This is a genomic window from Streptomyces sp. NPDC102278 (genome assembly GCF_044766345.1).
GTDB lineage: Bacteria > Actinomycetota > Actinomycetes > Streptomycetales > Streptomycetaceae > Streptomyces.
Map to the genome: position 1 here is coordinate 83,296 of NZ_JBIWLV010000001.1, position 21,355 is coordinate 104,650.

Sequence of the window (21,355 nt, forward strand, 5' to 3'; positions counted from 1 at the left end):
CCACACGGCCCGGATCCCCCGTTCGAGTGAGAACGCGGGGGTCCGGGCCGTGTGCTGTCACCATCCAAGACGTTCATCTCTTTACATCTCATTGCGGCGCCAGTGACCGAACCGGCTCCGCTTCGTTCCCCCGGACGGAGGTGTACGCCATGGTGGCTCCGGCAGACAATGATGTGCTCTGGGCGAGGTCCCTGCACTACTCCCACAGCGGTTCACCAGGTCTCATCGGCGTCTCCGTCGGTCTCGGCCAAGGTGAGATCCTGGCCGTGACCGGCCCCCGCGGCAGCGGCAAGACCACCCTGTTGCGCTGTCTCGTCGGACAGCTGGTACCGGAACAGGGCGAGGTCTGGTTCAACAGTGTCGCCCTGCACACCATGAAGGCGGCGGTCCGCGAGCGGCTGCGCCGCGACCGGTTCGGCTGGATCGGCCCCGAGCCGGGGCTGCTGCCCGAGCTCAAGGTGTGGGAGAACGCCGCACTGCCGCTGCTGCTCGCCGGCGCCCCGCACCGCGCCGCCAAGAGCGCCGCGTGCGAATGGCTGGACCGCCTCGACATCGGCAGCTTCGCCCGCAAACGTCCCGGCGCCCTGAGCCGGGCCGAGTCTCAGCGGGTCGCCCTGGCCCGAGCCCTGGTCAGCGAACCCTCGGTGATCTTCGCCGACGAGCCCACGGCCTGCCTGCACCACGCCGAGCGCGCCCTGCTCCTGCGCACCCTGACCACCGCGGCCCGCTCGCACGAGATCTCCGTGCTGCTGGCCACCCACGACGAGGAGATCGCCGCCGTCGCCGACCGACGGATCGCGCTGCTCGACGGACGCCCGGCCGCCGTCGCGGCCGCCACGACCCCGCTCACGACGGAGGACCAGGCCGCGTGCTCGCTCTCCGCCTAGCCCGAGGCTCCCGGCCGCTGGTCCAGTTGCGCCGGCTGCTCGTCGCCACCGCCTCCGCCGGTACCGGGTTCCTGCTGCTGTACGTGCTGGCCGGGGCGCTGGCCCGACCCGCCGGATCGTTCCCTCGGCTGCTGTGGGCCCTCGTCCCGCTCGCCGTGACGGTGCAGTTCGCCGTCGCCGTGGCGCGGACCGACCCCGCGACCCGGCCCCGGGAGGGAATGGACGCCGTCGGCCTGGGCCCCGTACGACGCACCCTTGTCGCGGCGATCTCCACCGCCGTGGCGTGCGCCCTGGGCAGCGCCGTGGCCCTGGCCGCGTTCCTGCACCTGCGGGGCGAGCTCAGCGGTCTGCCCTTCGACGGGGCCGGCGCCGAGTTGCTGTACGCCGAACAGCCACTGCCGGTGGCCGCCGCCCTGACGCTGCTGGCCCTGGTCCCGCTCGCCGCCTCGGCGGCGGCCGCCCTCGCCCTGCGCTCCCGTCCTGCCCCGGCCGGACTGTCCCCGCAGAGCGGGGTGCCGTGGGGGATCGCCCTCACCGCTTCCGGCCTGGCCGTCGAGACCTACGCCGGGCGGGGCAGCGCCGCCGTGCCGACCGGCTGGGCGCTGATCGCGGTGGGGCTCGCCCTCGCCGGGCCGGGCGTGGCCTTCGCCTGCGGAACCGTGGTGCAGGCCGTCCGCCCGGGTGCGCTCCGGCTGCTCGCCGGGCGGACCCTCCAGGAGGAGGCGCCGCGGCTGGGCCGTCCCCTCGGGGTGCTGTGCGCGATCGGCGCGGCCGGGCTCACCACCCTCGCCGTGCGCGACGCCGACGGTTTCCTGCCCCCGCTCGGCCCGCTGACCGCTCCGGCCGCCGGGCTCGTGGCCCTGTTCGCGGCTGCGACCCTGCTCACATCGGCGGTCGAGTCCCGGCAGTCCCGCACCGCCGTCCGGGAGACCCTGAACGACCTCGGAACCCCCGCAACGGTGCTGCGTACGGCCGTCACCGTACGCGCGATTGCCCTGCTCGCCGTATGCGTATCCCTCAGTTGGGGTGTGGCGCAACTGACGTCTCTCGCGTTGACCCGCTGACTGACGCAGCCCTTAGTGTGGGCCGAATGGTCAACCCAGACATCGAGATCGAGACGCTCGCCGAATTCGACCAGGTCGCCGCTCGGGGTTCCCTGAGCGGCTACCGGGTCCAGTCGGTCAACCTGCTGGAGCGGACGTTCGCGCTGCTGTCGGCCGACACCTCGGCTGCCGTGTTCCTCGGCTGTGCCATGGAGCCCGACGCCTCCGCGAAGGTCCGCGCCGACGGCGCCCTGGTCTTCCCGCCGGTGCCGGACCTGCCGTTCAATCCGTACCGGGGTCTGCTCTACACCGCGGACGAGCTGTTCACCGGCCTGCGGGACGGCTACGAGGCCACCCCTGACGCCCAGGCGTACGCCTGGTTCCAGGAGACCAAGGCCGACGGCGACATCTACGCCTCGATGCTGCGTTCCATCCACGACGACGCCGTCTCCGACGCCCTGGACGAGCACCTCGCCGGTGCCCGGGTGGTGGGAGTGATGGGCGGCCACGCGATGTCCCGCGGCGGTACGGACTACCTCGGCGCGGCGGAACTCGGCCGGACCCTGTCCCGGTCCGGGCTGACCGTGGCCACCGGTGGCGGCCCGGGCGCGATGGAGGCCGCCAACCTCGGCGCCTACCTGGCCCCCGCCCCCGACGAGGCGCTGCCCGAGGCCCTGGAGATGTTGGCCAAGGCCCCCTCGTTCACGCCGTCCGTGTCCGACTGGGCGAGAGCCGCCTTCGCCGTGCGGGAACGCTGGCCGGCGGGCGGCGACTCGGTGGGGATCCCGACCTGGTTCTACGGGCACGAGCCGCCGAACCCCTTCGCCGGCCACATCGCCAAGTACTTCGCGAACGCCACCCGCGAGGACGGACTGCTGGCGCGGTCCACCGCGGGCGTGGTGTTCCTCCCGGGCGCCGCGGGGACGGTCCAGGAGATCTTCGACAGCGCCACGCCGAACCACTACGAGTCGCGCGGCGAACCGACCCCCATGGTCCTGGTCGACCGCGCCCACTGGACGGAGCGCCTGCCGGCCTGGCCGCTGCTGCGGGCACTGGCGAGCGGCCGGTCGATGGAGTCGAGGATCGCCCTGGTGGACTCGGTGGACGAGGTTCCCGCGACACTCGCCTCGATGCGCTGACCCGACGAGGCAACTTCCCGGCCGATTCACACGTCTGGTAGAGGTACCGCAAAACCTGCCAGACGTGAACGGAGCCCTCTGTGCTCATAGGCCTGCTGACCGCGATCGCGGCGTCCATCTGCTACGGCACGGGATCCGTCCTGCAAGCCGTCGGCTCGCGCCGGGCGGCCCGGATGTCCCCAGCCGCGGCCGGGGTGACCGCACACGGCGGACCGAACCTGTCCTCGACCGCGAAGGCGGCGATGACCTGGGAGTTCATCGTCGGCACCATCCTGGACTTCGTGGGCTTCGGCCTGGGCGCGCTCGCGGCGCGTCTCCTCCCGCTGTTCCTCTCCCAGACCGTGATCAGCGCCAACCTCGTGATCACCGCCGTGCTCAGCGTGAAGATGCTGGGCATCTGGCTCACCCGCAAGGAGTGGACCTCCATCGGGGTCGTCTGCGCGGCGCTCGTGCTGCTGGCGACGGCCGCGGGGCACGAGGGCGGCCATCACGCGCCGATGTCCACGCACTGGTGGCTGCTCGCGATCACCATGCTGATCATCGTCGGCGGCACGGTGGCCGTCCGGTTCCTCGGCGGCCGGGCCGCGATCCTGGCCGGTCTGCTGTCGGGCCTGGCCTTCGGCGCGCTGGGGGTGGGCGTGCGCATCCTGAACGGCGTCGAGCCGTTCGGCCTGGGCGCCCTGCTGTCCGACCCGGCTCTCTACGCCATCCTCGTGGCGGGCATCGGCGGCATGTACCTGCACACGGTGGCCCTCCAGATCGGGTCCGTGAACGGGGCCACCGCCGCCCTGGTGGTGGGCGAGACGGTGCTCCCGGGCGCCATCGGCGTCCTCCTGCTGGGCGACGCCTCCCGCCCCGGCCTGGCGTGGCTGGCGGTGCTGGGCTTCGTCCTCGCGGTGACGGGCGCCGTGGCGGTGGCCTGGTACGGCAATCACGACGGCGCCGAGGCGCCGGCGCAGTCCCCGGACCCGGTGCCGGTCGGGTAACCGTCGTACGGGAACGCTCCCGCCACCTCGGGACCACGCTCCCGCACCGCGGGGCCACCGCCCCCGGACCGGCCACCCTCACGGGACGGCGGGTCCGGGGGCGGCTCCGTGCCGGGACGGAGCCGGCCCGGTCAGCCCTCCGCGGGCAGGACGACGACCTCGCCGGGGGTGAACGCCACCGCGATGCGGTCCCCCACGCCCGGTGCCCCGACCGGCCCGCACTCGGCTTCCAGCGGCGGACCCGACTCGGGTCGCAACAGCAGTGCCACATGGGTTCCCCGGAAGGTCCGGGACTCCACGACGCACGGCAGCCCCTCGGCCGCGGGAGTCACCCCGGCGGCCCGGATCAGGAGCAGGCGCTCCCCCTCCTGCGAGCCGTCCGGTACCGGGACCTTCCCCCAGGGGGTGGCCGCGGCGCCGCCCGACACCGTCGCCGGGACCACGTTCTCGAAGCCCAGGAACCGCGCCACGAACTCCGAGGCCGGCCGCTCCCACACCTCCAGCGGGGTGCCCGCCTGCGCGATCCGTCCGTCCCGCATCACCACGACCCGGTCGGCCAACGCGAAGGCCTCCCCCTGGTCGTGGGTGACGGCCAGGACGGTCGTCCCCAGCCGGGAGAACAGCCCCCGGAGTTCCACCACGAGCCGCTCGCGCAGTCCCCGGTCCAGCTGGCCGAGCGGTTCGTCGAGCATCAGCAGGCGCGGGGACGGGGCCAGCGCCCTCGCCAGCGCGACCCGCTGCTGTTCGCCGCCCGAGAGCGAGGCGACGGCGCGGCGCCCGGCCCCGGGGAGTCCGACCAGGTCCAGGAGTTCCTCGACCCGGCCCGTGCAGGCGTCCCGCGACGAGCCCCGCATCCGCAGCCCGAAGCCGACGTTGCCGGCCACGTCGCGGTGCGGGAACAGCTGGTGGTCCTGGAACATCAGGCCCACTCCGCGCCGGTGCACCGGCACTCCCGCCTGGTCCGCGCCGCCCAGCAGCACCCGTCCGGCCGAGACCGGCTGGAGCCCCGCTACCACCCGCAGCAGCGTCGACTTCCCGCTGCCGCTCGGCCCCAGCACGCAGACGACCTCGTGCTCGGCGACCTCCAGGTCCACGGCGTCCACGACGTCGCGCGCGCCGAAGCGGACCGACACCCCGTCCAGCCGAAGCAGCGTCATCAGAACTCTCCCGCAGTCTTGTCGGGGCGCAGTCGCTCCAGCACCAGCAGGGACACCGCGCACACCAGCATCAAAATCGTGCTCAGGGCCATCGCCTGCCCGTAGTTCAGTTCCCCGGCCCGTCCCAGCAGCCGTGCCACGGCCACGGGCAGCGTGGGACTGTCGGCCCGTGCGATGAAGACGGTCGCCCCGAACTCGCCGAGCGACACGGCGAAGGCGAAACCGGCCGCGATCAGCAGGGCCCGCCGTACCAGCGGCAGGTCCACTTCCCGCCAGGCCCGCAGCGGCGAGGCTCCGAGCACGCCGGCCGCCTCCCGCAACCGGCCGTCGACGGCGCGCAGCACGGGCAGCATCGTCCGTACCACGAACGGCACGCCGACCAGGGCCTGCGCCAGCGGCACCAGGATCCACGAGGTGCGCAGGTCGAGCGGCGGCTCGTCCAGGGTGATCAGGAATCCGAAGCCGACCGTCACGGCGGACACCCCGAGCGGCAGCATCAGCAGCGCGTCGAAGCCCCGTACGAAACGACCCGCGCGCCGGGTGAGCGCCGCGGCCGCGAGCCCCCCGATGAGCAGGGCGATGGCGGTGGCCGCCAGCGCGTACCGCAGGGAGTTCCCGATGGCCTCCAGCGGCGGGACCAGGAACGTCCCGCCTCCCGCGCCCACGTCCGCCAACGCCCGGTAGAAGTCGAGGCCGTACCCGCCGGGGGCGTCGAAGGACCGTTCCACCAGGACGCCCAGCGGCAGCACGATCAGCAGCGCCACGGTCAACAGCACCCCGCCCAGCAGAGCGCGCTGGGCCGGGCCCGAGGGCCGGTGCGCGGTCCGTGCGGGGTCCACGAGCCGCAGCGCCGTCTCCCGCTTGCGCACGGTCCAGGCGTGCACGCACAGGATCAGCCCCACGGCGGCGAACTGGACCATCGTCAACACGGCGGCCGTCGACAGGTCGAGCAGCTGCGCGGTCTGCCGGTAGACCTCCACCTCCAAGGTGGCGTACGAGGGTCCGCCCAGGATCTGCACGACACCGAAGGAGGTGAACGTGAACAGGAAGACCATCAGCGAGGCGGCGGCCACGGCCGGACCGAGCGCGGGCAGCGTCACCCGCCGCCAGGCCGCGAACCGGCCGGCGCCCAGTACCCGGGCCGCCTCCTCCTGGCGCGGGTCGAGCTGCGCCCAGAGCCCGCCCACCGTCCGGACGACGACGGCGTAGTTGAAGAAGACGTGCGCCAGCAGGATCGCCCAGACGGTGGTGTCGAGCCGGACGCCCCACGTCTCGTCGAGCAGTCCGTTCCGTCCGAGCAGCGCGAGGAACGCCGTGCCGACCACGACGGTCGGCAGCACGAACGGAACCGTGACCACCGCCCGCAGCAGTTGCTTGCCCGGGAACTCGAAGCGCGCGAAGACGTACGCGCCGGGGAGCGCGATCAGGAGCGTGAGCGCCGTCGACGCGAGCGCCTGCCAGGTGGTGAACCACAGCACGTCGGCGATGTCGGGCCGGGCCAGTACCTCGCCGATCCGGCCGAACTGCCAACCCTCGTCGGTCTTCAGCCCGCGTCCGACGATCGCGGCGACGGGATAGGCGAAGAACAGCCCGAAGAAGACGAGCGGGAGCGCCATCAGGCCCAGCCTGACCAGCGTGGCCCGCGCCCCCTCCTTCGGGCTCACCCGTCCTACTTCACGGCGAGCGAGGACCATGCCTTGACCCACTGCTCACGGTTCCTGGCGATGGTCTCCGGCGCGACGTTCTCCGGCTTCTCGATCACCACACCGTGCTTCGTGAAGAGCTCCGGCAGCGCCGCGTTCTTGACGACCGGGTTCACGAACATGTTCAGCGGCATGTCTTCCTGGAACTTCTTGCTGATCAGGAAGTCGAGGAGGGCCTTGCCCCCCTCCTCGTTCTTGGCGCCCTTCAGCAGGCCCGCGAACTCGATCTGGCGGAAGCAGGTACCGGTGGAGACGCCCGTCGGGGCCTCGGTCGGCTTCGGTTCGCCGTACAGCACCTCGACCGGCGGGCTGGAGGCGTAGGAGACGACCAGCGGGCGGTCGCCCTTGGCCTTCCTGCCGCCCGCGGAACCGGAGAACCGCTCGTTGTAGGCCTGCTCCCAGCCGTCGACGACCTCGACGCCGTTGGCCTTCAGCTTGGTCCAGTAGTCCTTCCAGCCGTCCTCGCCGTACTTGCCGACGGACGCGAGGAGGAATCCGAGCCCGGGTGAGGAGGTCGCGGCATTCTCGGTGACCAGCAGGTCCTTGTACTCCGGCTTGATCAGGTCGTCCAGCGTCTGCGGCGGGGCGATCTTCTTGTCGGCGAAGTACTTCTTGTCGTAGTTGACGCAGATGTCGCCCGAGTCGATCGGGGTGACCCGGTGCTCCTTGTCGAGCACGAACTCGGGCTTGACCTCGCCCAGGCCCTTGGCCTCGTACGGCGTGAAGATGCCGTTGTCGAGGGCGCGCGAGAGGAGGGTGTTGTCCACGCCGAAGAAGACGTCGCCGCGCGGCGAGCCCTTGGTGAGGATCTCCTGGTTCAGGGCGGCGCCGGCGTCCCCGGACTTCAGCTTCTTGACCGTGTAGCCGCTCTGCTGCTCGAACTCCTTGAGGACCGGGTCGCTCACGTTGAAGGAGTCGTGGGAGACGAGCGTGACGGTCTTGGACTTCGGGGCGTCGCTCGCGCCCGCCGGCTTGTCCTTGGTCTCTCCGTCGCCGCAGGCGCTGAGGGTGCCGATGCCGAGCGCGGCCACGAGCGCGATGCCCGCGTACTTCCTGATGGTGCTCACTGGTCAATTCCTCCTGGGATGTCCAGGAGAAGACGCGGCCCTGCCCGGCGCTCTGTGGAGCGGACGCCGGGCAGGGCGCAACAGCTTGAGTGGTGACCGAACTTCCTACCCCGAATGACCGGGGCGAGGTTCAGAGGGTCTGCGGTGACGGTTACCGCACTCTCAGCGCTGTGGCGCTCCCCTGTCGGAATATGAAATTTGTTCGGCCACAGAGTACCCCGTGGCCGAATGTGACCGACCGGAAGCGGATCTAGCGCTCCGAGGCGGCCAACTGGCCGCACGCGCCGTCGATCTCCTGACCGCGGGTGTCCCGTACGGTCACCGGCACCCCGTGGCGGGCGATGGCCTCCACGAAGGCCTTCTCGTCCTCGGGACGCGAGGCGGTCCACTTCGAGCCGGGCGTCGGGTTCAGCGGGATCAGGTTGACGTGCACGCGCTTGCCCTTGAGGAGCTTGCCGAGCAGGTCACCACGCCAGGCCTGGTCGTTGATGTCGCGGATCAGGGCGTACTCGATGGAGATGCGACGGCCGGACTTCTCCGCGTACTCCCAGGCCGCGCCCAGCACCTCGCGGACGTTCCAGCGGGTGTTCACGGGGACGAGGGTGTCGCGCAGCTCGTCGTCCGGCGCGTGCAGCGACACGGCGAGACGGCACTTGAAGCCCTCGTCGGCGAAGCGCAGCATGGCCGGGACCAGACCGACGGTGGAGACGGTGATCCCGCGCTGGGAGAGCCCCAGACCGTCCGGCTCCGGGTCGGTCAGCCGACGGATGGCGCCGACGACCCTGTTGTAGTTGGCCAGCGGCTCGCCCATGCCCATGAAGACGATGTTGGACAGCCGGGCCGGCCCACCGGGGACCTCGCCGTCGCGCAGCGCGCGCATGCCGTCCACGATCTGGTGCACGATCTCGGCCGTGGACAGGTTGCGGTCCAGACCCGCCTGGCCGGTGGCGCAGAACGGGCAGTTCATCCCGCAGCCCGCCTGCGAGGAGATGCACATGGTGACCCGGTCCGGGTAGCGCATCAGCACGGACTCGACGAGCGTGCCGTCGTGCAGCTTCCACAGGGTCTTGCGCGTGGTGTCCTCATCGCACGAGATGTGCCGCAGGACGTTCATCAGGTCCGGCAGCAGCTCCTGGCGGAGCTTCTCCCGCGAGGCCGCGGGGATGTCCGTCCACTCCGCCGGATCGTGCGCGTACCGCGCGAAGTAGTGCTGGGAGAGCTGCTTGGCCCGGAACGGCTTCTCGCCGATCGCGGCGACCGCCTCGCGGCGCTCGGCCGGGGTCATGTCGGCGAGGTGCCGGGGCGGCTTCTTCACCCCGCGAGGGGCGACGAAAGTGAGCTCTCCCGGAACAGGGCGGGCCATGGCAGGTACTCCTCGTAAGACGAAAGGCGCGCCGCAGAAGCAGCACGCCTTTCAAGAGTAACCGGAGGCCGGTGTCAGCCGGTGCCGACGAAAGCGGCCAGCAGCAGCCACACCACCGGAGCGGTCGGCAGCAACGAGTCGAGCCGGTCCATGATCCCGCCGTGTCCCGGCAGCAGGGTCCCCATGTCCTTGATGCCCAGGTCCCGCTTGATCATCGACTCGCCGAGGTCGCCCAGCGTCGCGCTGACCGCGACGGCCAGCCCCAGCAGCAGGCCCTGCCACCAGGCCCCGCCGTCGACCAGGAACTCCATGCACAGCGCGCCGGCCGCCATCGCGAAGGCCACCGCCCCGAAGAGTCCCTCGCGGGTCTTCCCGGGGCTGATGCGCGGGGCGAGCTTGGTCTTGCCGAAGCGCCAGCCCACGGCATAGGCCCCGGTGTCACTGACCACGGTCAGCACCAGGAACGTCACCACCCGCTGCGGGCCGTCGTCGGCCGCGAGCAGCATCGTGACGAAGGTCGCCAGGAAGGGCACGTAGAACGCCGCGAAGACACCCGCCGTGACGTCCTTGAGGTAGTCCTCGGGCGGTTCGGTCATCCGCCAGACCAGGACCGCGAGCGCCGTCAGGGCCATGGCGACCCAGGCTCCCTCGGCCCCCCGGACGTAACCGGCGATGATCATGGCGGCGCCACCGACCGCGAGCGGGACGAGCGGCGCCTTGATGCCCTTCTTCTCCTGGAGCCGGGAGGTGAGCTCCCACAGCCCCACGACGACCGCGACGACGACGACGCCGACGAAGACCGCCTTGACGATGAAGAGGGAGGCGAAGATCACCGCACCGAGGCCGACGCCGACCCCTATGGCGGCACGCAGATCCCGCCCCGCACGCTTCTTCGGCGGCGGGGGCGAGGGGTCCTGCGGTGCCTGCGAGGGCGGAGGCGGGGGGCTGGGCATGGGCTCCTGCGGCGGCGTCTCGTCGCGGAAGAGGGGGCCGCCTGCGGCGGCGGCCCCCCGATCGCGTGCTTCCCGGTCGTCGAAGTCACGGCCGGCGGCATCGGGCACGATGGGCATGGGCCGAGTCTGCGGGCCCGCCTGCGCATCGTATGCGGGACCCGCCGGAACCGGCTCCGGCTGCCAGGAAGAGTCGTTCATCAGACTTCGAGGAGCTCGGCTTCCTTGTGCTTCAGCAGCTCGTCCACCTGCGCGACGTACTTCGCGGTGGTGTCGTCGAGCTCCTTCTCGGCGCGGCGCACCTCGTCCTCGCCGGCTTCCTTGTCCTTGACCAGCTTGTCGAGGGCGTCCTTGGCCTTGCGGCGAACGGCGCGGATGGAGACCTTGGAGTCCTCGGCCTTGGTACGCGCGACCTTGACGTACTCCTTGCGGCGCTCCTGCGTCAGCTCGGGGAAGGTCACCCGGATGATGCGGCCGTCGTTGCTCGGGTTGACCCCGAGGTCGGAGTCGCGGATGGCCTGCTCGATGTTGCGCAGCGCGGACGCGTCGAAGGGCGTCACGACCGCCATGCGCGGCTCGGGCACCGCGAAGGAGGCGAGCTGGTTGATGGGCGTGATGGCGCCGTAGTACTCCGCCACGATCTTGTTGAACATCGCCGGGTGCGCACGTCCCGTGCGAATCGCGGCGAAGTCTTCCTTGGCGACGACGACGGCCTTCTCCATCTTCTCCTCGGCCTCGAGGAGGATTTCTTCGATCACCACGTGCTCCTGCATGTCAGATATGGATGGTTCAGGCGGGCGGGGCGGGCCGGTCCGCACCGTGCGCGGACCGGCGATGCGGAGGTCAGACCCGGGTGCCCTGGTCGCTCACGAGCGTGCCGATCTTCTCACCCTTGACGGCGCGGGCGATATTGCCCTCGGCGAGCAGTTCGAAGACCAGGATCGGCAGCTTGTTGTCGCGGCAGAGCGTGATGGCCGTGGCGTCGGCGACCTTGAGGTCCCGGGACAGCACCTCGCTGTACTCCAGCGCGTCGAACTTCACCGCGTCCGGGTTGGCCTTCGGGTCGGAGTCGTAGACCCCGTCGACACCGTTCTTGCCCATGAGCAGGGCTTCGGCGTCGATCTCCAGGGCGCGCTGGGCCGCCGTGGTGTCGGTGGAGAAGTACGGCATGCCCATGCCGGCGCCGAAGATGACGACGCGGCCCTTCTCCAGGTGCCGCACGGCACGCAGCGGGATGTACGGCTCCGCGACCTGGCCCATGGTGATGGCGGTCTGGACGCGGCTGTCGATGCCTTCCTTCTCCAGGAAGTCCTGGAGGGCGAGGCAGTTCATGACGGTGCCGAGCATGCCCATGTAGTCGGACCGCGCACGGTCCATGCCACGCTGCTGCAGCTCGGCGCCGCGGAAGAAGTTGCCGCCGCCGATGACGATCGCGATCTCCGCGCCGTCTCGGACAACGGCCGCGATCTCGCGGGCGATGGCGTGCACGACGTCAGGGTCGACGCCCAGTCCGCCGCCGCCGGAGAAGGCTTCACCCGACAGCTTCAACATGAAGCGCCGGCCCTTCTTCTCGTGGTCGCTCTTGTCGTCGGAAGCGGTGTGGGTGTCCACGCCCTGATTCATGGAGATCTCCTCGTGCACATACGAAGAAGGCCATTGCCGGTGGGTCCTCGCGGTTCCCTCTACGGCAATGGCCTCCTCGTCAGATCTGCGGTCGTCCTGCGCAAGCGTGGACGACTGCTTCAGACCCTACCGGGGTCCGGTGTCCGTCGCGTACGGACGGACTCAGATGCCGACCTTGATGCGGCTGAAGCGCACCAGGGTGACACCGGCCTCGTCCAGAACCTTCTGGACGGACTTCTTGTTGTCCAGCGCGTACGGCTGGCCGAGCAGGGTGGCTTCCTTGAAGAAGCCGTTCACGCGACCCTCGACGATCTTGGCGATGGCAGCCTCGGGCTTGCCCTCCGCGCGGGTGATCTCCTCGGCGACGCGACGCTCGGACTCGACCTTCTCGGCCGGCACGTCTTCCTTGGAGAGGTACTGCGGGGCGAACGCGGCGATGTGCTGCGCGACGCCGCGGGCGACCTCGGCGTTCTCCTTGTCGAGCTCGACCAGGACGCCGATCTGGAACGGCAGGTCGGGCATCGTGCGGTGCATGTACGCCGTGACGTAACCGCCGGTGAACTGCGCGAAGCGGTCCAGGACGATCTTCTCGCCGAGGTTGGCGTTGGCCTCGTCCACGAACGCCTGGACGGTCTTGCCGGGAACGATCTCGGACGCGAGCAGCGCCTCGAGGTCGGCCGGGGACGTCGCGGCGATGTGAGCGGCCAGCTCGTTGGTGACGGCCTGGAACTTCTCGCCCTTGGCGACGAAGTCCGTCTCGCACTTGAGCTCGACGATGACACCGGAGGTGTTGTCGTCGGCGATCAGGGAGGCGACGGCACCGTTCTCGGCAGAACGGCCCTCGCGCTTGGCGACGCCCTTCTGACCCTTGATGCGGAGCGCCTCGATGGCCTTGTCGACGTCGCCGTCGGACTCGACCAGTGCGTTCTTGCAGTCCATCATGCCGACGCCGGTGAGCTCGCGGAGCTTCTTGACGTCAGCGGCGGTGTAGTTCGCCATGAGTCTGGGATTCTCTCTCGAAGTCGTAGATCTACGGGTGAACGGCGGAGGAGTCGCGCTTGTGGCGCGGCTCCCCCGCCGTCATCGTCCGTGCTGCGAGTGCCCGGCGCGTGAACGCCGGGCGCTCTCAGTGGGTCAGGCCTGCTCGGCGTCGGCGGCCGGAGCCTCGACAGCCTCGGCGTCGGCGTCGGCGGCCGGGGCCTCCGCGGCCGGAGCCTCGACGGCCTCGGCGGCGGGCGCCTCGGCAGCGGCCTCGGCCGGAGCGGCCTCGGCGTCGTCAGCCTTCTTCTCGCCCTCGAGGAGGTCGCGCTCCCACTCGGCGAGCGGCTCGGCGGCGGCCTTCTCGCCCGGCTTCGAGTCGCCGGTCGCAGCGCCGGAGCGGGCGATGAGGCCCTCGGCGACGGCGTCGGCGATCACGCGGGTGAGCAGGGTGACGGAGCGGATCGCGTCGTCGTTGCCCGGGATCTTGTAGTCGACCTCGTCGGGGTCGCAGTTGGTGTCGAGGATCGCGACGACCGGGATGTGGAGCTTGCGCGCCTCACCGACGGCGATGTGCTCCTTCTTGGTGTCGACGATCCAGACGGCGCTGGGAACCTTCGACATCTCGCGGATACCACCGAGGGTCTTCTCCAGCTTGATCTTCTCGCGAGAGAGGACCAGGAGCTCCTTCTTGGTGAGACCCGAGGCCGCGACGTCCTCGAAGTCGATCGCCTCAAGCTCCTTCAGACGCTGAAGGCGCTTGTAGACGGTCGAGAAGTTGGTGAGCATGCCACCCAGCCACCGCTGGTTGACGTACGGCATGCCGACGCGCGTCGCCTGCTCGGCGATGGCTTCCTGAGCCTGCTTCTTGGTACCGACGAACATGATGGAGCCACCGTGCGCGACGGTCTCCTTCACGAACTCGTAGGCGCGGTCGATGTACGACAGCGACTGGAGCAGGTCGATGATGTAGATGCCGTTGCGCTCCGTGAAGATGAAGCGCTTCATCTTCGGGTTCCAGCGGCGGGTCTGGTGACCGAAGTGGACGCCGCTTTCCAGCAGCTCCCGCATCGTTACGACGGCCATGGCCATCTCCTTGTTTTCTCGGTTTGGTTCCTGACGCCCCGCCGCGCCCTGCCCCCTGAGAGGGGACCGAGAGACGCTTTCACGTGGCCTGACCGGCCGGTGCTGGGGCGTGCGAAGTCGACCCGGTGACCCGGATCGCCACAAGAAGTGTACGGGACCCGGCGGTATGCCGGGTGACGCGTTTGTCCACACGGGCCCGGCCGTCCACAGGCCCCGACGGGCTCCGGCGGTCGCGCGGCACGCTGGCCCGTATGACGACACTGCTGCTCACGCTGCTGCTCACATTGTCCCAGGCGTTCACCGCGTCGACCCCGGCAGTGCGCCCGCTCCCGCCCCCGCTGATCGTGACCCGCTGGTGGGACCCGCCCCCGACCCCGTACGCCGCCGGTCACCGGGGCGTGGACCTGGCGGCGCCGGTGGGCGCCGAGATCCGGGCCACGGGCCCCGGCCGGGTCCATCACGCCGGACCGGTGGCGGGGCGGGGGGTCCTCTCCCTCACCCTGCCGGGCGGATTGCGCACCACGTACGAGCCGGTCCGCCCGCTCGTCGTCGAGGGGGAGGAGGTCGCGGCGGGGCAGGTGGTGGCGGTCCTGAGCGAGGGCGCGCACTGCCCGCGGCCCTGCCTGCACTGGGGTCTCCTGGCCGGCGACGTCTACCTCAACCCCTTGACCCTGCTCCCCCGCCCGACTCCGAGACTGCTCCCCGATCCCGGCCGGAAGTGACCCGCCGGCAGGCCCCGGGCACACACGCCCCGGGTCTCAGCCCCGGACGCCCCGCAGCGCCATGGCGACGGCGGCGTCCGTGACCACGACAGGATCCTCCGCCGCGCCCAGCTCGATCCGGCGGACGGCCGCGTCCACGACTCCCTGGAGCAGCATCGCCGCGAGGCGCGGCTCGGCGTGCCCGAGTCCCGCCAGCGCCTCGACGATCATCGCGACCAGCCCCCCGTGCGCGGCGCGGATCTTCTCCCGCGCGCCGGCATCCAGCTCGCCGGCCGAGATCGCGACGACCGCGCGGTGCCGCCGGTCGCCCACGAGTCCCAGCTGGCTGCGCACGTAGGCCTCGATCTTCGCCTCCGGCGACTCGGCGCAGGCCATGGCCGCCTCGATCTCGGCGGCCCACACGGGAAAGTCCACCGCGCACAGCTCTTCGACGACGGCCGCGCGGGAGCGGAAGTACTCGTAGACGGATGACCTGGCGAGGCCGGTCCGCTCCGCCAGGGCGGGGAAGGTCAACGCCTCCGTACCGCCTTCGGACAGCAGGGAACGCGCGGCGTCCAACAGGGCGCCGCGCTGCATCGACCGGTGCTCGGCCACGGAGGCCGCTCGAATCCTGGGCACGCGACCACTCTACGGACGTCCCGCGAGCTCCACCCCCGTCAGCGCCCCACATCCGCCAGCTTCGCCCGAAGCTGCAGGACCGACTTGGTGTGGATTTGACTGACCCGGCTCTCGGTGACGCCCAGGACGTTGCCGATCTCCGCGAGCGTGAGGCCTTCGTAGTAGTAGAGGGTCACGACGGTCTTCTCCCGTTCCGGGAGGGTGTTGATGGCCCTGGCCAGCAGCCTGCGCAGTTCGCGGTCCTCGGCGACCGCGACCGGGTTGTCGGCGGCGTGGTCCTCCAGGGTGTCCATCAGGGAGAGTCGGTCGCCGCCCTCCCCGCCCACGTGCAGGAGTTCCTCCAGGGCGACCACGTTGGCGAGGGACAACTGGCTGAAGACGGTGTGGAGTTCCTCGACCGCGATGCCCATCTCTTTCGCGACCTCGTGTTCGGTCGGGGTGCGCCGCAGTTGGGCTTCCAGCTCGGCGTAGGCCCGCTCGACGGCCCGCGCCTTCTGCCGGACGGAACGCGGGATCCAGTCGAGGGCCCGGAGTTCGTCGATCATCGCGCCGCGGATGCGGGTGATGGCGTAGGTCTCGAACTTGATGGACCGTTCGATGTCGAACTTCTCGATGGCGTCGATCAGCCCGAAGACCCCCGAGGAGACGAAGTCGGCCTGTTCCACATTGGGCGGGAGGCCGACGCTGACCCGGCCCGCGACGTACTTGACCAGCGGCGAGTAGTGCAGGATCAGCTGCTCCCGCAGCCGTTCGTCACCGGAGTCCTTGTACGAGCGCCACAGCACCTCCAGGGACGAGGGCGCGGTGGACCGCACGCCGCCGCGGGCAGCGGGGGGCACCGCAGCGCGGTCAGACCCTGAGGTGTGCTGGGGCATGCTTCGCCTTTGCCGGAGCCGGAATCCTTGGGAGCGTAGCGTGACGGAAGTGTCGCGGTGCGCGAAGAGTACGGGATCCCGCGCCGCCGTCGGGGCGCCCCGATCGGCACGGACGGCTCCGGACCGGCGCCTCGCGCACGGTCCCGACGACTGCCAACCGGAACACCGCGTCTCTCATCGGCTTCACTCTTTCACCGGAACGCCCCAGGTCAATGACCGCCTCGCCGGGTGGCGTCGTTTTGTGGACCTCCTCTCGACCCGCGCATGGTCAACTGCCAGCCGTCGCCCTGCCGTTCGACGAACCCCAGAGAGTGAAGTTCGTACAGTCTGCCGATGACTTCATCGGTGCCGGCGCCCGCGGCGACGGCCACCTCCTCCGCCGGCACGGGCCGGCCCGCCGGCAGGGCGTCGAGCACCCGCGAGGCGGCGGGGTCCAGCAGGTCCCGGGCGAGTACGGGCCCCCGCCGCTCGGGCGCCAGCTCGCCCATCCCGCCGACCAGCTCGATCACCTCCGCGGCGTCCGTGACGAGCACCGCCTCGCCGCGCAGCAGTTCGTGTACCCCCGCGGAGAGTCCGCTGGTGGCCGGGCCGGGGGTGCCCATGGTGAACCGGCCGAGTTGCTGGGCCCGCCGGGCCGTGACCAGCGAGCCGCTGCGGTGGGCCGCCTCGATGACGACCGTGCCCCGCGTGAGGGCGGCGATGACCCGGTTGCGCAACACGAACCTGCTCGGGGTGGGGTGGCTGCCGGGCGGCAGCTCCCCCAGGATCAGCCCCTGGCCGGCGATCCGGCCGAGGAGCCCGGCGTGCCCCTTGGGGTACGCCACGTCCACCCCGCAGGCCAGCACCGCGGCCGTGGCTCCGCCCGAGGCGAGGGCTCCTCGATGGGCCGCGCCGTCGATGCCGTACGCGGCTCCGGAGACGACGACCCAGCCGCGCTCGGCGAGCCCGGCCGCCAGGGTCTGCGCCATGTGGGCCCCGTACGGGGTGCACGCGCGGGCCCCGACCACGGCGACGGAGCGCAGCGCCCATGTCCGCAGGTCCGGCCCGCCCCGGAGCCAAAGCCCCACGGGCCGGGCGTCCCCGAGGTCGTCCAACTGGGTCGGCCACTGCGCCGACCCCGGGCAGACGAACCGCACGCCCGCTCCGGCGGCGGTCTCCAGGTCCCGCCGGGGGTCGGCGAGGGCGGCCCGTCTGCGGTATCCGGCGAGCCGCTCGGGCCCCACCCCGGCCGGCGCCCGGGCCGCCGGCTCGGGGGCGGTCAGCCACCGCATGAGTTCCACGGCGCCCAGTTCCCGGAGCAGGCGCCCGCCGTGCGTGTCCCCGGGCTCCAGGACCCGGGTCAGGGCGGCCCGCGCCACCACCTCCGCCTCGGATTCCGCGTCCCCGGTCACGGTCCGACCCCCGCCGCCCCCACGACCCGCGTCGCCCCGCGGGCGATGCCGGTACGCAGCTCCAGCGCGACGGCCACGTCCGAGACCTCGGGACGGTCCCGCCCCCGCAGGTCGGCCACGGTCCACGCGACCCGCAGGACGCGGTCCAGCCCGCGCGCCGTCAACAGGCCGCGTTCCAGGTCGCGCTCGGCCTCGACCAGCGCGCCCGGCGCCGCCTGCCAGCGGGTGCGGAGCTGGTGGCCGGGGACCTCGGAGTTGAGCCGCCACGGGGTCTCGGCGAGCCGGGCGGCGGCGCGGTCCCGGGCCTCCCTGACACGGGCGGCCACCACGGCGCTGGACTCGCCCCGGCCCGAGCCGCCCAGCAGGTCGAGGCGGCTGACGGGTTCGACCTCGACCCGCAGGTCGACCCGGTCGAGCAGCGGCCCGGAGAGCCTGGCCTGGTAGCGCCGGATCACCGAGGACGGGCATTCGCAGCCGGCGCCCTGGACGGTGTGCCGCCCGCAGGGACACGGGTTGGCCGCGAGCACCATCAGGAACCCGGCCGGCAGCCTTACCACTCCGGCGGCCCTGGCGATGACCACGTGCCCCGCCTCCAGTGGCTGCCGCAGGGCGTCGAGCGCCTTGACCCCGAACTCGGCGGCCTCGTCCAGAAAAAGCACTCCCCGGTGGGCCAGGGAGACCGCCCCCGGCCTGGGCACCCCGGCCCCGCCGCCGACCAGCGACTGCATGGTCGCGGAGTGGTGGGGCGCGCAGTACGGGGGCCTGGCGACGAGCGGTTCGCCGGGCGGGAGGATTCCCGCGACCGAGTGGACGGCCGTCACCTCCAGGGAATCCTGTCGGGTGAGCGGCGGCAGGATCCAGGGCAGCCGCTCGGCGAGCATGGTCTTGCCCGCTCCCGGGGGTCCGCTGAGGAACAGGTGGTGTCCCCCGGAGGCCGCCACCTCCAGGGCCCGACGGGCCGCGTACTGCCCGGCGACGTCCGCCAGGTCGGGGTGATCGGGGCCGTCCCCGCCGGCGCGGGAGATCCCGCTGCCGAGTCCGGCGCCCGGCACGAGCAGCCCGGCGAGCATCGGATCGGGCCGCCCGGCCGGGGCCGGTTCCTCCTCGGGAACCTCCCCGTCGGTGAGCACGGCGATCAGTTGTCGCAGGCTGCGCACGCCGAGGACGGAGACGTCCGGGACCAGCATGGCCTCGGCCGCGCATTGTTGGGGCACGACCACCTGGCGGTACCCGGCCTCGGCGGCGGCGAGCACGGCCGGGAGGATCCCGCGCACCGGGCGCACCCGGCCGTCGAGCCCCAGTTCGCCGATGAGGACGAGGTCGGCGATCACGTCCGGTGCGATCACCTCGGCGGCGCCCAGCACGGCCGCCGCCACGGCGAGGTCGAAGCCGGCTCCGGACTTGGGCACGGAGGCCGGACTGAGTCCGACCGTGAGCTTCTTCTGGGGCCACTGCGCCCCGGAGTTCACGACCGCCGCCCGCACCCGGTCGCGACTCTCCACGAGGGTCTTGTCGGGCAGCCCCACCAGGGTGAAGGCCGCGACCCCCGGTTCCAGGTCGGCCTGGACCTCGACGACCACGCCCTCGACGCCCACCAGGGCGACCGAGCAGGCCCGTGCGAATCCCATCAGGCCACCCCCCTGACGTGCTCCACCACGGGCGCGCCGCGCCGCGGCAGCAGGACGCCGACCAGATCGATCCGCACGCCGCCCGGAGGCGGTCCCCCGTGGTCGGCGAGCCAGCGTCCGGCGAGCCGTCGCAGCCGTTCGGCCTTGCCCGGCCGCACGGCCGCCATGGGATGTTCGAACGGGGGGTGTTCGGGCGGTCCGGCCCTGCGCGTCTTGACCTCGCACACGACGAGGGCGTCGCCGTCCCGCGCGACGATGTCGATCTCCCCGCTGCGACACCGCCAGTTCCGTGCGATGACCGTCATCCCGGCGTCGGCAAGCCGGCGCACCGCCAGTTCCTCGCCGTACCGCCCCAACGCCTGTTGTGCCACGCTCTTCGCGTTCATTCGGCACCACCTCCGGCACCGACGATCCCGCGTCCCCGCCCACCGAATGGATCTTGGTGGACAACCCGGGGATTGTGGAGAACCCCGCCACCCACACGGGTGACGGGGTGCCCGTCAGCCGCCCGGGAGTTCGAGGTCGCTCTTGTTGAGCTCCTCGATGTTCACGTCCTTGAAGGTCAGCACCCGCACCTGCTTCACGAAGCGGGCCGGCCGGTACATGTCCCAGACCCAGGCGTCCGCCATCGAGACCTCGAAGAACACCTCCCCCTGAACCGAGTGCACCTGCATCTCGTAGTCGTTGGTGAGGTAGAAACGGCGTTCCGTCTCGATCACGTACTTGAACAGCCCGACGACGTCGCGGTACTCCCGATAGAGCTTCAGCTCCATCTCGGTCTCGTACTTCTCGAGGTCCTCGGCGCTCATGGCATGTTCCCCTTCAGCCGTGCGTCCCCCTATTGTGCGCCAGGCCCCCGCGCCCCTAAACGATTTCCGGGGCCAGGACCACCGGCGTACCCGGAGGACCGTCGTCGAGCAGCCTACGGAGCAGCTCGGCGAGTCTGGTCGGGTACACCGTCTCACGCGCCGCGAGAAGTTCCTCGGAGGTCCACCACCTGGCCTCGATCACGCTGCGGCGCTCCAGCTCGGTGAGCCCGCTCATGTCGGTCTCCGTGCGGGTGGTCCGGGCGAGGAAGTACCACTCGTCCTGTTCCCAGCGCCGCCCGTCGAAGGGGAACGCGCAGTGGCGCCGCCACAGCACCGGCCCCAGCTCCACCTCGGTGATCCCGGTCTCCTCGGCGAGCTCCCGCAGCGCGGCCTGCTCGCGGCTCTCCGCCCCCTCCAGGCCGCCGCCCGGGGTGAACCACCAGTCGTCCGCCGGATCGTCCGGTTCGAAACCGTGCAGCAGCAGGATCCGGTCCTCGGGGTCCAGCAGGATCACCCGCGCGACCTTGCGCGGTCCCTCGGGCTGCTCAGCGGACACCGGACCGCTCCCGTCGTCCGCGCCCGAGGATCCGTGCGAGGGGCCCGTACGCCGCGCCCACCAGCACGAGGGCGGCGCCGATCACGATGGCGATCACCTGGAGCCGCAGCGGCCCGGGCGACGAGACGCCGCCCGCCAGGGACCGGTACGCCGTCGGCCGCTCCAGCATCGTCATGGCGGGCCACGCCCGCGCGTCCACCCGGGCGTTGACCGCCGAGCGGGGAACCGTGCCCTGCCCGGCCTCCTGGAGGTGGGCCCGGGAGTCCAGCGAACCGGCCCGCCGGTCACCCAGCAGGAAGAGGTTGCCCTCGGGGACCGTCACCTCGAACGGGGTGTCGGAGGCCGCCCTGCCCGGCGCCGGCGCGCCGTCGAAGGTCACGGCGGGCTTCGAGTCGTCGATGTACGGCTCATCCAGCTCCCGGCCGTTCACGGTGAGCCGGCCGCCCTGGCCGCAGCACTTCACGCTGTCGCCGCCGATGCCGACGACCCGCTTGACCATGGGGGTGTCGCTCCACAGCGAGTCGGTGAAGATCACCACGTCGCCGCGCCGCACCTCGCCACCGTCGATCCGCTGCGCGAGCACCCGGTCCCCCGGGCGCACGGTGGGCACCATCGAGTCGGTCGGCACCGTGTACGGCTGGTAGACCACGGCGCCCCAGACGAAGCCGCCCAGGAAGAGCACGAAGCCGATGGCCACGGCTATGCCCGACAACACGTTGCCGAGACCGCCGCGGCCATCGCTCATGTCTTGTGTTCCGCCCATTCCAGCGCCCC

22 protein-coding genes and 1 riboswitch are annotated in these 21,355 nt (G+C 71.6%); of the genes, 5 read left to right on the plus strand and 17 right to left on the minus strand.

All coding sequences use genetic code 11. The annotated features are described in order from the left end of the window. Positions 1–140 precede the first annotated feature (140 nt). The 4 genes from ACIRO3_RS00335 to ACIRO3_RS00350 all read left to right on the plus strand — a co-directional run bounded on the left by ACIRO3_RS00335 (position 141) and on the right by ACIRO3_RS00350 (position 4,055). On the plus strand, positions 141–887 hold the full coding sequence (locus tag ACIRO3_RS00335) for an ABC transporter ATP-binding protein (protein WP_404131269.1): 747 nt from the start codon (positions 141–143) through the stop codon (positions 885–887). Beyond that, positions 869–1,951 (plus strand): hypothetical protein, encoded by a 1,083-nt coding sequence (locus ACIRO3_RS00340; RefSeq protein WP_404131271.1) that lies wholly within the window; start codon positions 869–871, stop codon positions 1,949–1,951. The genes ACIRO3_RS00335 and ACIRO3_RS00340 overlap by 19 nt, the downstream gene beginning before the upstream one ends. A 26-nt stretch (positions 1,952–1,977) precedes the next feature. After that, a complete protein-coding gene (locus ACIRO3_RS00345; protein ID WP_365997966.1) occupies positions 1,978–3,069 on the plus strand; it encodes an LOG family protein in 1,092 nt (363 codons plus the stop codon). An 80-nt stretch (positions 3,070–3,149) separates the two neighbouring features. Continuing rightward, a complete protein-coding gene (locus ACIRO3_RS00350; protein ID WP_404131273.1) occupies positions 3,150–4,055 on the plus strand; it encodes a hypothetical protein in 906 nt (301 codons plus the stop codon). 131 nt (positions 4,056–4,186) lie between these two features. Here the strand turns inward: ACIRO3_RS00350 and ACIRO3_RS00355 are convergent, their stop codons facing one another. From ACIRO3_RS00355 to rpsB, 9 genes are all read right to left on the minus strand, one after another. Continuing rightward, positions 4,187–5,212: an ABC transporter ATP-binding protein gene (locus ACIRO3_RS00355; RefSeq protein ID WP_365997965.1), complete on the minus strand. Its 1,026-nt coding sequence runs from the start codon at positions 5,210–5,212 to the stop codon at positions 4,187–4,189. Next, entirely contained in the window at positions 5,212–6,828 is a 1,617-nt protein-coding gene (locus ACIRO3_RS00360) for an iron ABC transporter permease (protein ID WP_365998008.1), read from the minus strand. The genes ACIRO3_RS00355 and ACIRO3_RS00360 overlap by 1 nt, the downstream gene beginning before the upstream one ends. Before the next feature lie 53 nt (positions 6,829–6,881). After that, entirely contained in the window at positions 6,882–7,982 is a 1,101-nt protein-coding gene (locus ACIRO3_RS00365; RefSeq protein ID WP_404131275.1) for a thiamine ABC transporter substrate binding subunit, read from the minus strand. A gap of 84 nt (positions 7,983–8,066) precedes the next feature. Further along, positions 8,067–8,175: riboswitch (TPP riboswitch) on the minus strand. Between the two features lie 57 nt (positions 8,176–8,232). Continuing rightward, positions 8,233–9,345, minus strand: coding sequence for a 23S rRNA (adenine(2503)-C(2))-methyltransferase RlmN (gene rlmN / locus ACIRO3_RS00370; protein ID WP_404131277.1), 1,113 nt, complete (start codon positions 9,343–9,345; stop codon positions 8,233–8,235). A 74-nt stretch (positions 9,346–9,419) separates the two neighbouring features. After that, on the minus strand, positions 9,420–10,496 hold the full coding sequence (locus ACIRO3_RS00375; protein WP_404131279.1) for a phosphatidate cytidylyltransferase: 1,077 nt from the start codon (positions 10,494–10,496) through the stop codon (positions 9,420–9,422). Beyond that, positions 10,496–11,053 (minus strand): ribosome recycling factor, encoded by a 558-nt coding sequence (gene frr / locus ACIRO3_RS00380; protein ID WP_053675274.1) that lies wholly within the window; start codon positions 11,051–11,053, stop codon positions 10,496–10,498. Before frr ends, ACIRO3_RS00375 begins: the two co-directional genes overlap by 1 nt. A gap of 85 nt (positions 11,054–11,138) precedes the next feature. Further along, positions 11,139–11,918 (minus strand): UMP kinase, encoded by a 780-nt coding sequence (gene pyrH / locus ACIRO3_RS00385; RefSeq protein ID WP_267797587.1) that lies wholly within the window; start codon positions 11,916–11,918, stop codon positions 11,139–11,141. Positions 11,919–12,080: 162 nt separating this feature from the next. Continuing rightward, positions 12,081–12,917: a translation elongation factor Ts gene (gene tsf / locus ACIRO3_RS00390; RefSeq protein WP_361771463.1), complete on the minus strand. Its 837-nt coding sequence runs from the start codon at positions 12,915–12,917 to the stop codon at positions 12,081–12,083. A 135-nt stretch (positions 12,918–13,052) separates the two neighbouring features. Then, complete coding sequence (gene rpsB / locus ACIRO3_RS00395; RefSeq protein ID WP_361771462.1) at positions 13,053–13,982, minus strand: 30S ribosomal protein S2; 930 nt, start codon at positions 13,980–13,982, stop codon at positions 13,053–13,055. 251 nt (positions 13,983–14,233) lie between these two features. Here rpsB and ACIRO3_RS00400 point away from each other — a divergent pair, with 251 nt between their 5' ends. Further along, positions 14,234–14,704, plus strand: coding sequence for a M23 family metallopeptidase (locus tag ACIRO3_RS00400; RefSeq protein ID WP_404131283.1), 471 nt, complete (start codon positions 14,234–14,236; stop codon positions 14,702–14,704). Between the two features lie 36 nt (positions 14,705–14,740). Here the strand turns inward: ACIRO3_RS00400 and ACIRO3_RS00405 are convergent, their stop codons facing one another. The 8 genes from ACIRO3_RS00405 to lepB all read right to left on the minus strand — a co-directional run bounded on the left by ACIRO3_RS00405 (position 14,741) and on the right by lepB (position 21,344). Further along, positions 14,741–15,298: a TetR/AcrR family transcriptional regulator gene (locus tag ACIRO3_RS00405; RefSeq protein WP_361771552.1), complete on the minus strand. Its 558-nt coding sequence runs from the start codon at positions 15,296–15,298 to the stop codon at positions 14,741–14,743. 62 nt (positions 15,299–15,360) lie between these two features. Beyond that, positions 15,361–16,197, minus strand: a complete 837-nt coding sequence (gene whiG / locus ACIRO3_RS00410; protein WP_404131284.1) for an RNA polymerase sigma factor WhiG — start codon at positions 16,195–16,197, stop codon at positions 15,361–15,363. Positions 16,198–16,406: 209 nt separating this feature from the next. Next, positions 16,407–17,588, minus strand: coding sequence for a DNA-processing protein DprA (gene dprA, locus ACIRO3_RS00415; RefSeq protein ID WP_404131286.1), 1,182 nt, complete (start codon positions 17,586–17,588; stop codon positions 16,407–16,409). Then, complete coding sequence (locus ACIRO3_RS00420; RefSeq protein ID WP_365997962.1) at positions 17,585–19,216, minus strand: YifB family Mg chelatase-like AAA ATPase; 1,632 nt, start codon at positions 19,214–19,216, stop codon at positions 17,585–17,587. Before ACIRO3_RS00420 ends, dprA begins: the two co-directional genes overlap by 4 nt. Beyond that, positions 19,216–19,602: a YraN family protein gene (locus ACIRO3_RS00425; RefSeq protein WP_361771457.1), complete on the minus strand. Its 387-nt coding sequence runs from the start codon at positions 19,600–19,602 to the stop codon at positions 19,216–19,218. Before ACIRO3_RS00425 ends, ACIRO3_RS00420 begins: the two co-directional genes overlap by 1 nt. A gap of 114 nt (positions 19,603–19,716) precedes the next feature. After that, a complete protein-coding gene (locus tag ACIRO3_RS00430; RefSeq protein ID WP_003965949.1) occupies positions 19,717–20,025 on the minus strand; it encodes a DUF2469 domain-containing protein in 309 nt (102 codons plus the stop codon). Positions 20,026–20,080: 55 nt separating this feature from the next. Next, positions 20,081–20,581 carry an NUDIX hydrolase gene (locus ACIRO3_RS00435; protein WP_361771456.1) on the minus strand — a complete coding sequence of 167 codons (501 nt, stop codon included), beginning with the start codon at positions 20,579–20,581 and terminating at the stop codon, positions 20,081–20,083. Then, entirely contained in the window at positions 20,571–21,344 is a 774-nt protein-coding gene (gene lepB / locus ACIRO3_RS00440) for a signal peptidase I (RefSeq protein ID WP_404131289.1), read from the minus strand. The genes ACIRO3_RS00435 and lepB overlap by 11 nt, the downstream gene beginning before the upstream one ends. Between the last annotated feature and the right edge of the window lie 11 nt (positions 21,345–21,355).

Coding starts and splice junctions, on each gene's coding strand:
- ACIRO3_RS00345 (WP_365997966.1), top strand. CDS start 1,978: ATGGTCAACCCAGACATCGAGATCGAGACGCTCGCCGAATTCGACCAG.
- ACIRO3_RS00355 (WP_365997965.1), bottom strand. CDS start 5,212: ATGACGCTGCTTCGGCTGGACGGGGTGTCGGTCCGCTTCGGCGCGCGC.
- ACIRO3_RS00360 (WP_365998008.1), bottom strand. CDS start 6,828: ATGGCGCTCCCGCTCGTCTTCTTCGGGCTGTTCTTCGCCTATCCCGTC.
- rlmN (WP_404131277.1), bottom strand. CDS start 9,345: ATGGCCCGCCCTGTTCCGGGAGAGCTCACTTTCGTCGCCCCTCGCGGG.
- ACIRO3_RS00375 (WP_404131279.1), bottom strand. CDS start 10,496: ATGAACGACTCTTCCTGGCAGCCGGAGCCGGTTCCGGCGGGTCCCGCA.
- pyrH (WP_267797587.1), bottom strand. CDS start 11,918: ATGAATCAGGGCGTGGACACCCACACCGCTTCCGACGACAAGAGCGAC.
- tsf (WP_361771463.1), bottom strand. CDS start 12,917: ATGGCGAACTACACCGCCGCTGACGTCAAGAAGCTCCGCGAGCTCACC.
- rpsB (WP_361771462.1), bottom strand. CDS start 13,982: ATGGCCGTCGTAACGATGCGGGAGCTGCTGGAAAGCGGCGTCCACTTC.
- ACIRO3_RS00400 (WP_404131283.1), top strand. CDS start 14,234: ATGACGACACTGCTGCTCACGCTGCTGCTCACATTGTCCCAGGCGTTC.
- whiG (WP_404131284.1), bottom strand. CDS start 16,197: ATGCCCCAGCACACCTCAGGGTCTGACCGCGCTGCGGTGCCCCCCGCT.
- ACIRO3_RS00420 (WP_365997962.1), bottom strand. CDS start 19,216: ATGGGATTCGCACGGGCCTGCTCGGTCGCCCTGGTGGGCGTCGAGGGC.
- ACIRO3_RS00425 (WP_361771457.1), bottom strand. CDS start 19,602: ATGAACGCGAAGAGCGTGGCACAACAGGCGTTGGGGCGGTACGGCGAG.
- ACIRO3_RS00430 (WP_003965949.1), bottom strand. CDS start 20,025: ATGAGCGCCGAGGACCTCGAGAAGTACGAGACCGAGATGGAGCTGAAG.
- lepB (WP_404131289.1), bottom strand. CDS start 21,344: ATGGGCGGAACACAAGACATGAGCGATGGCCGCGGCGGTCTCGGCAAC.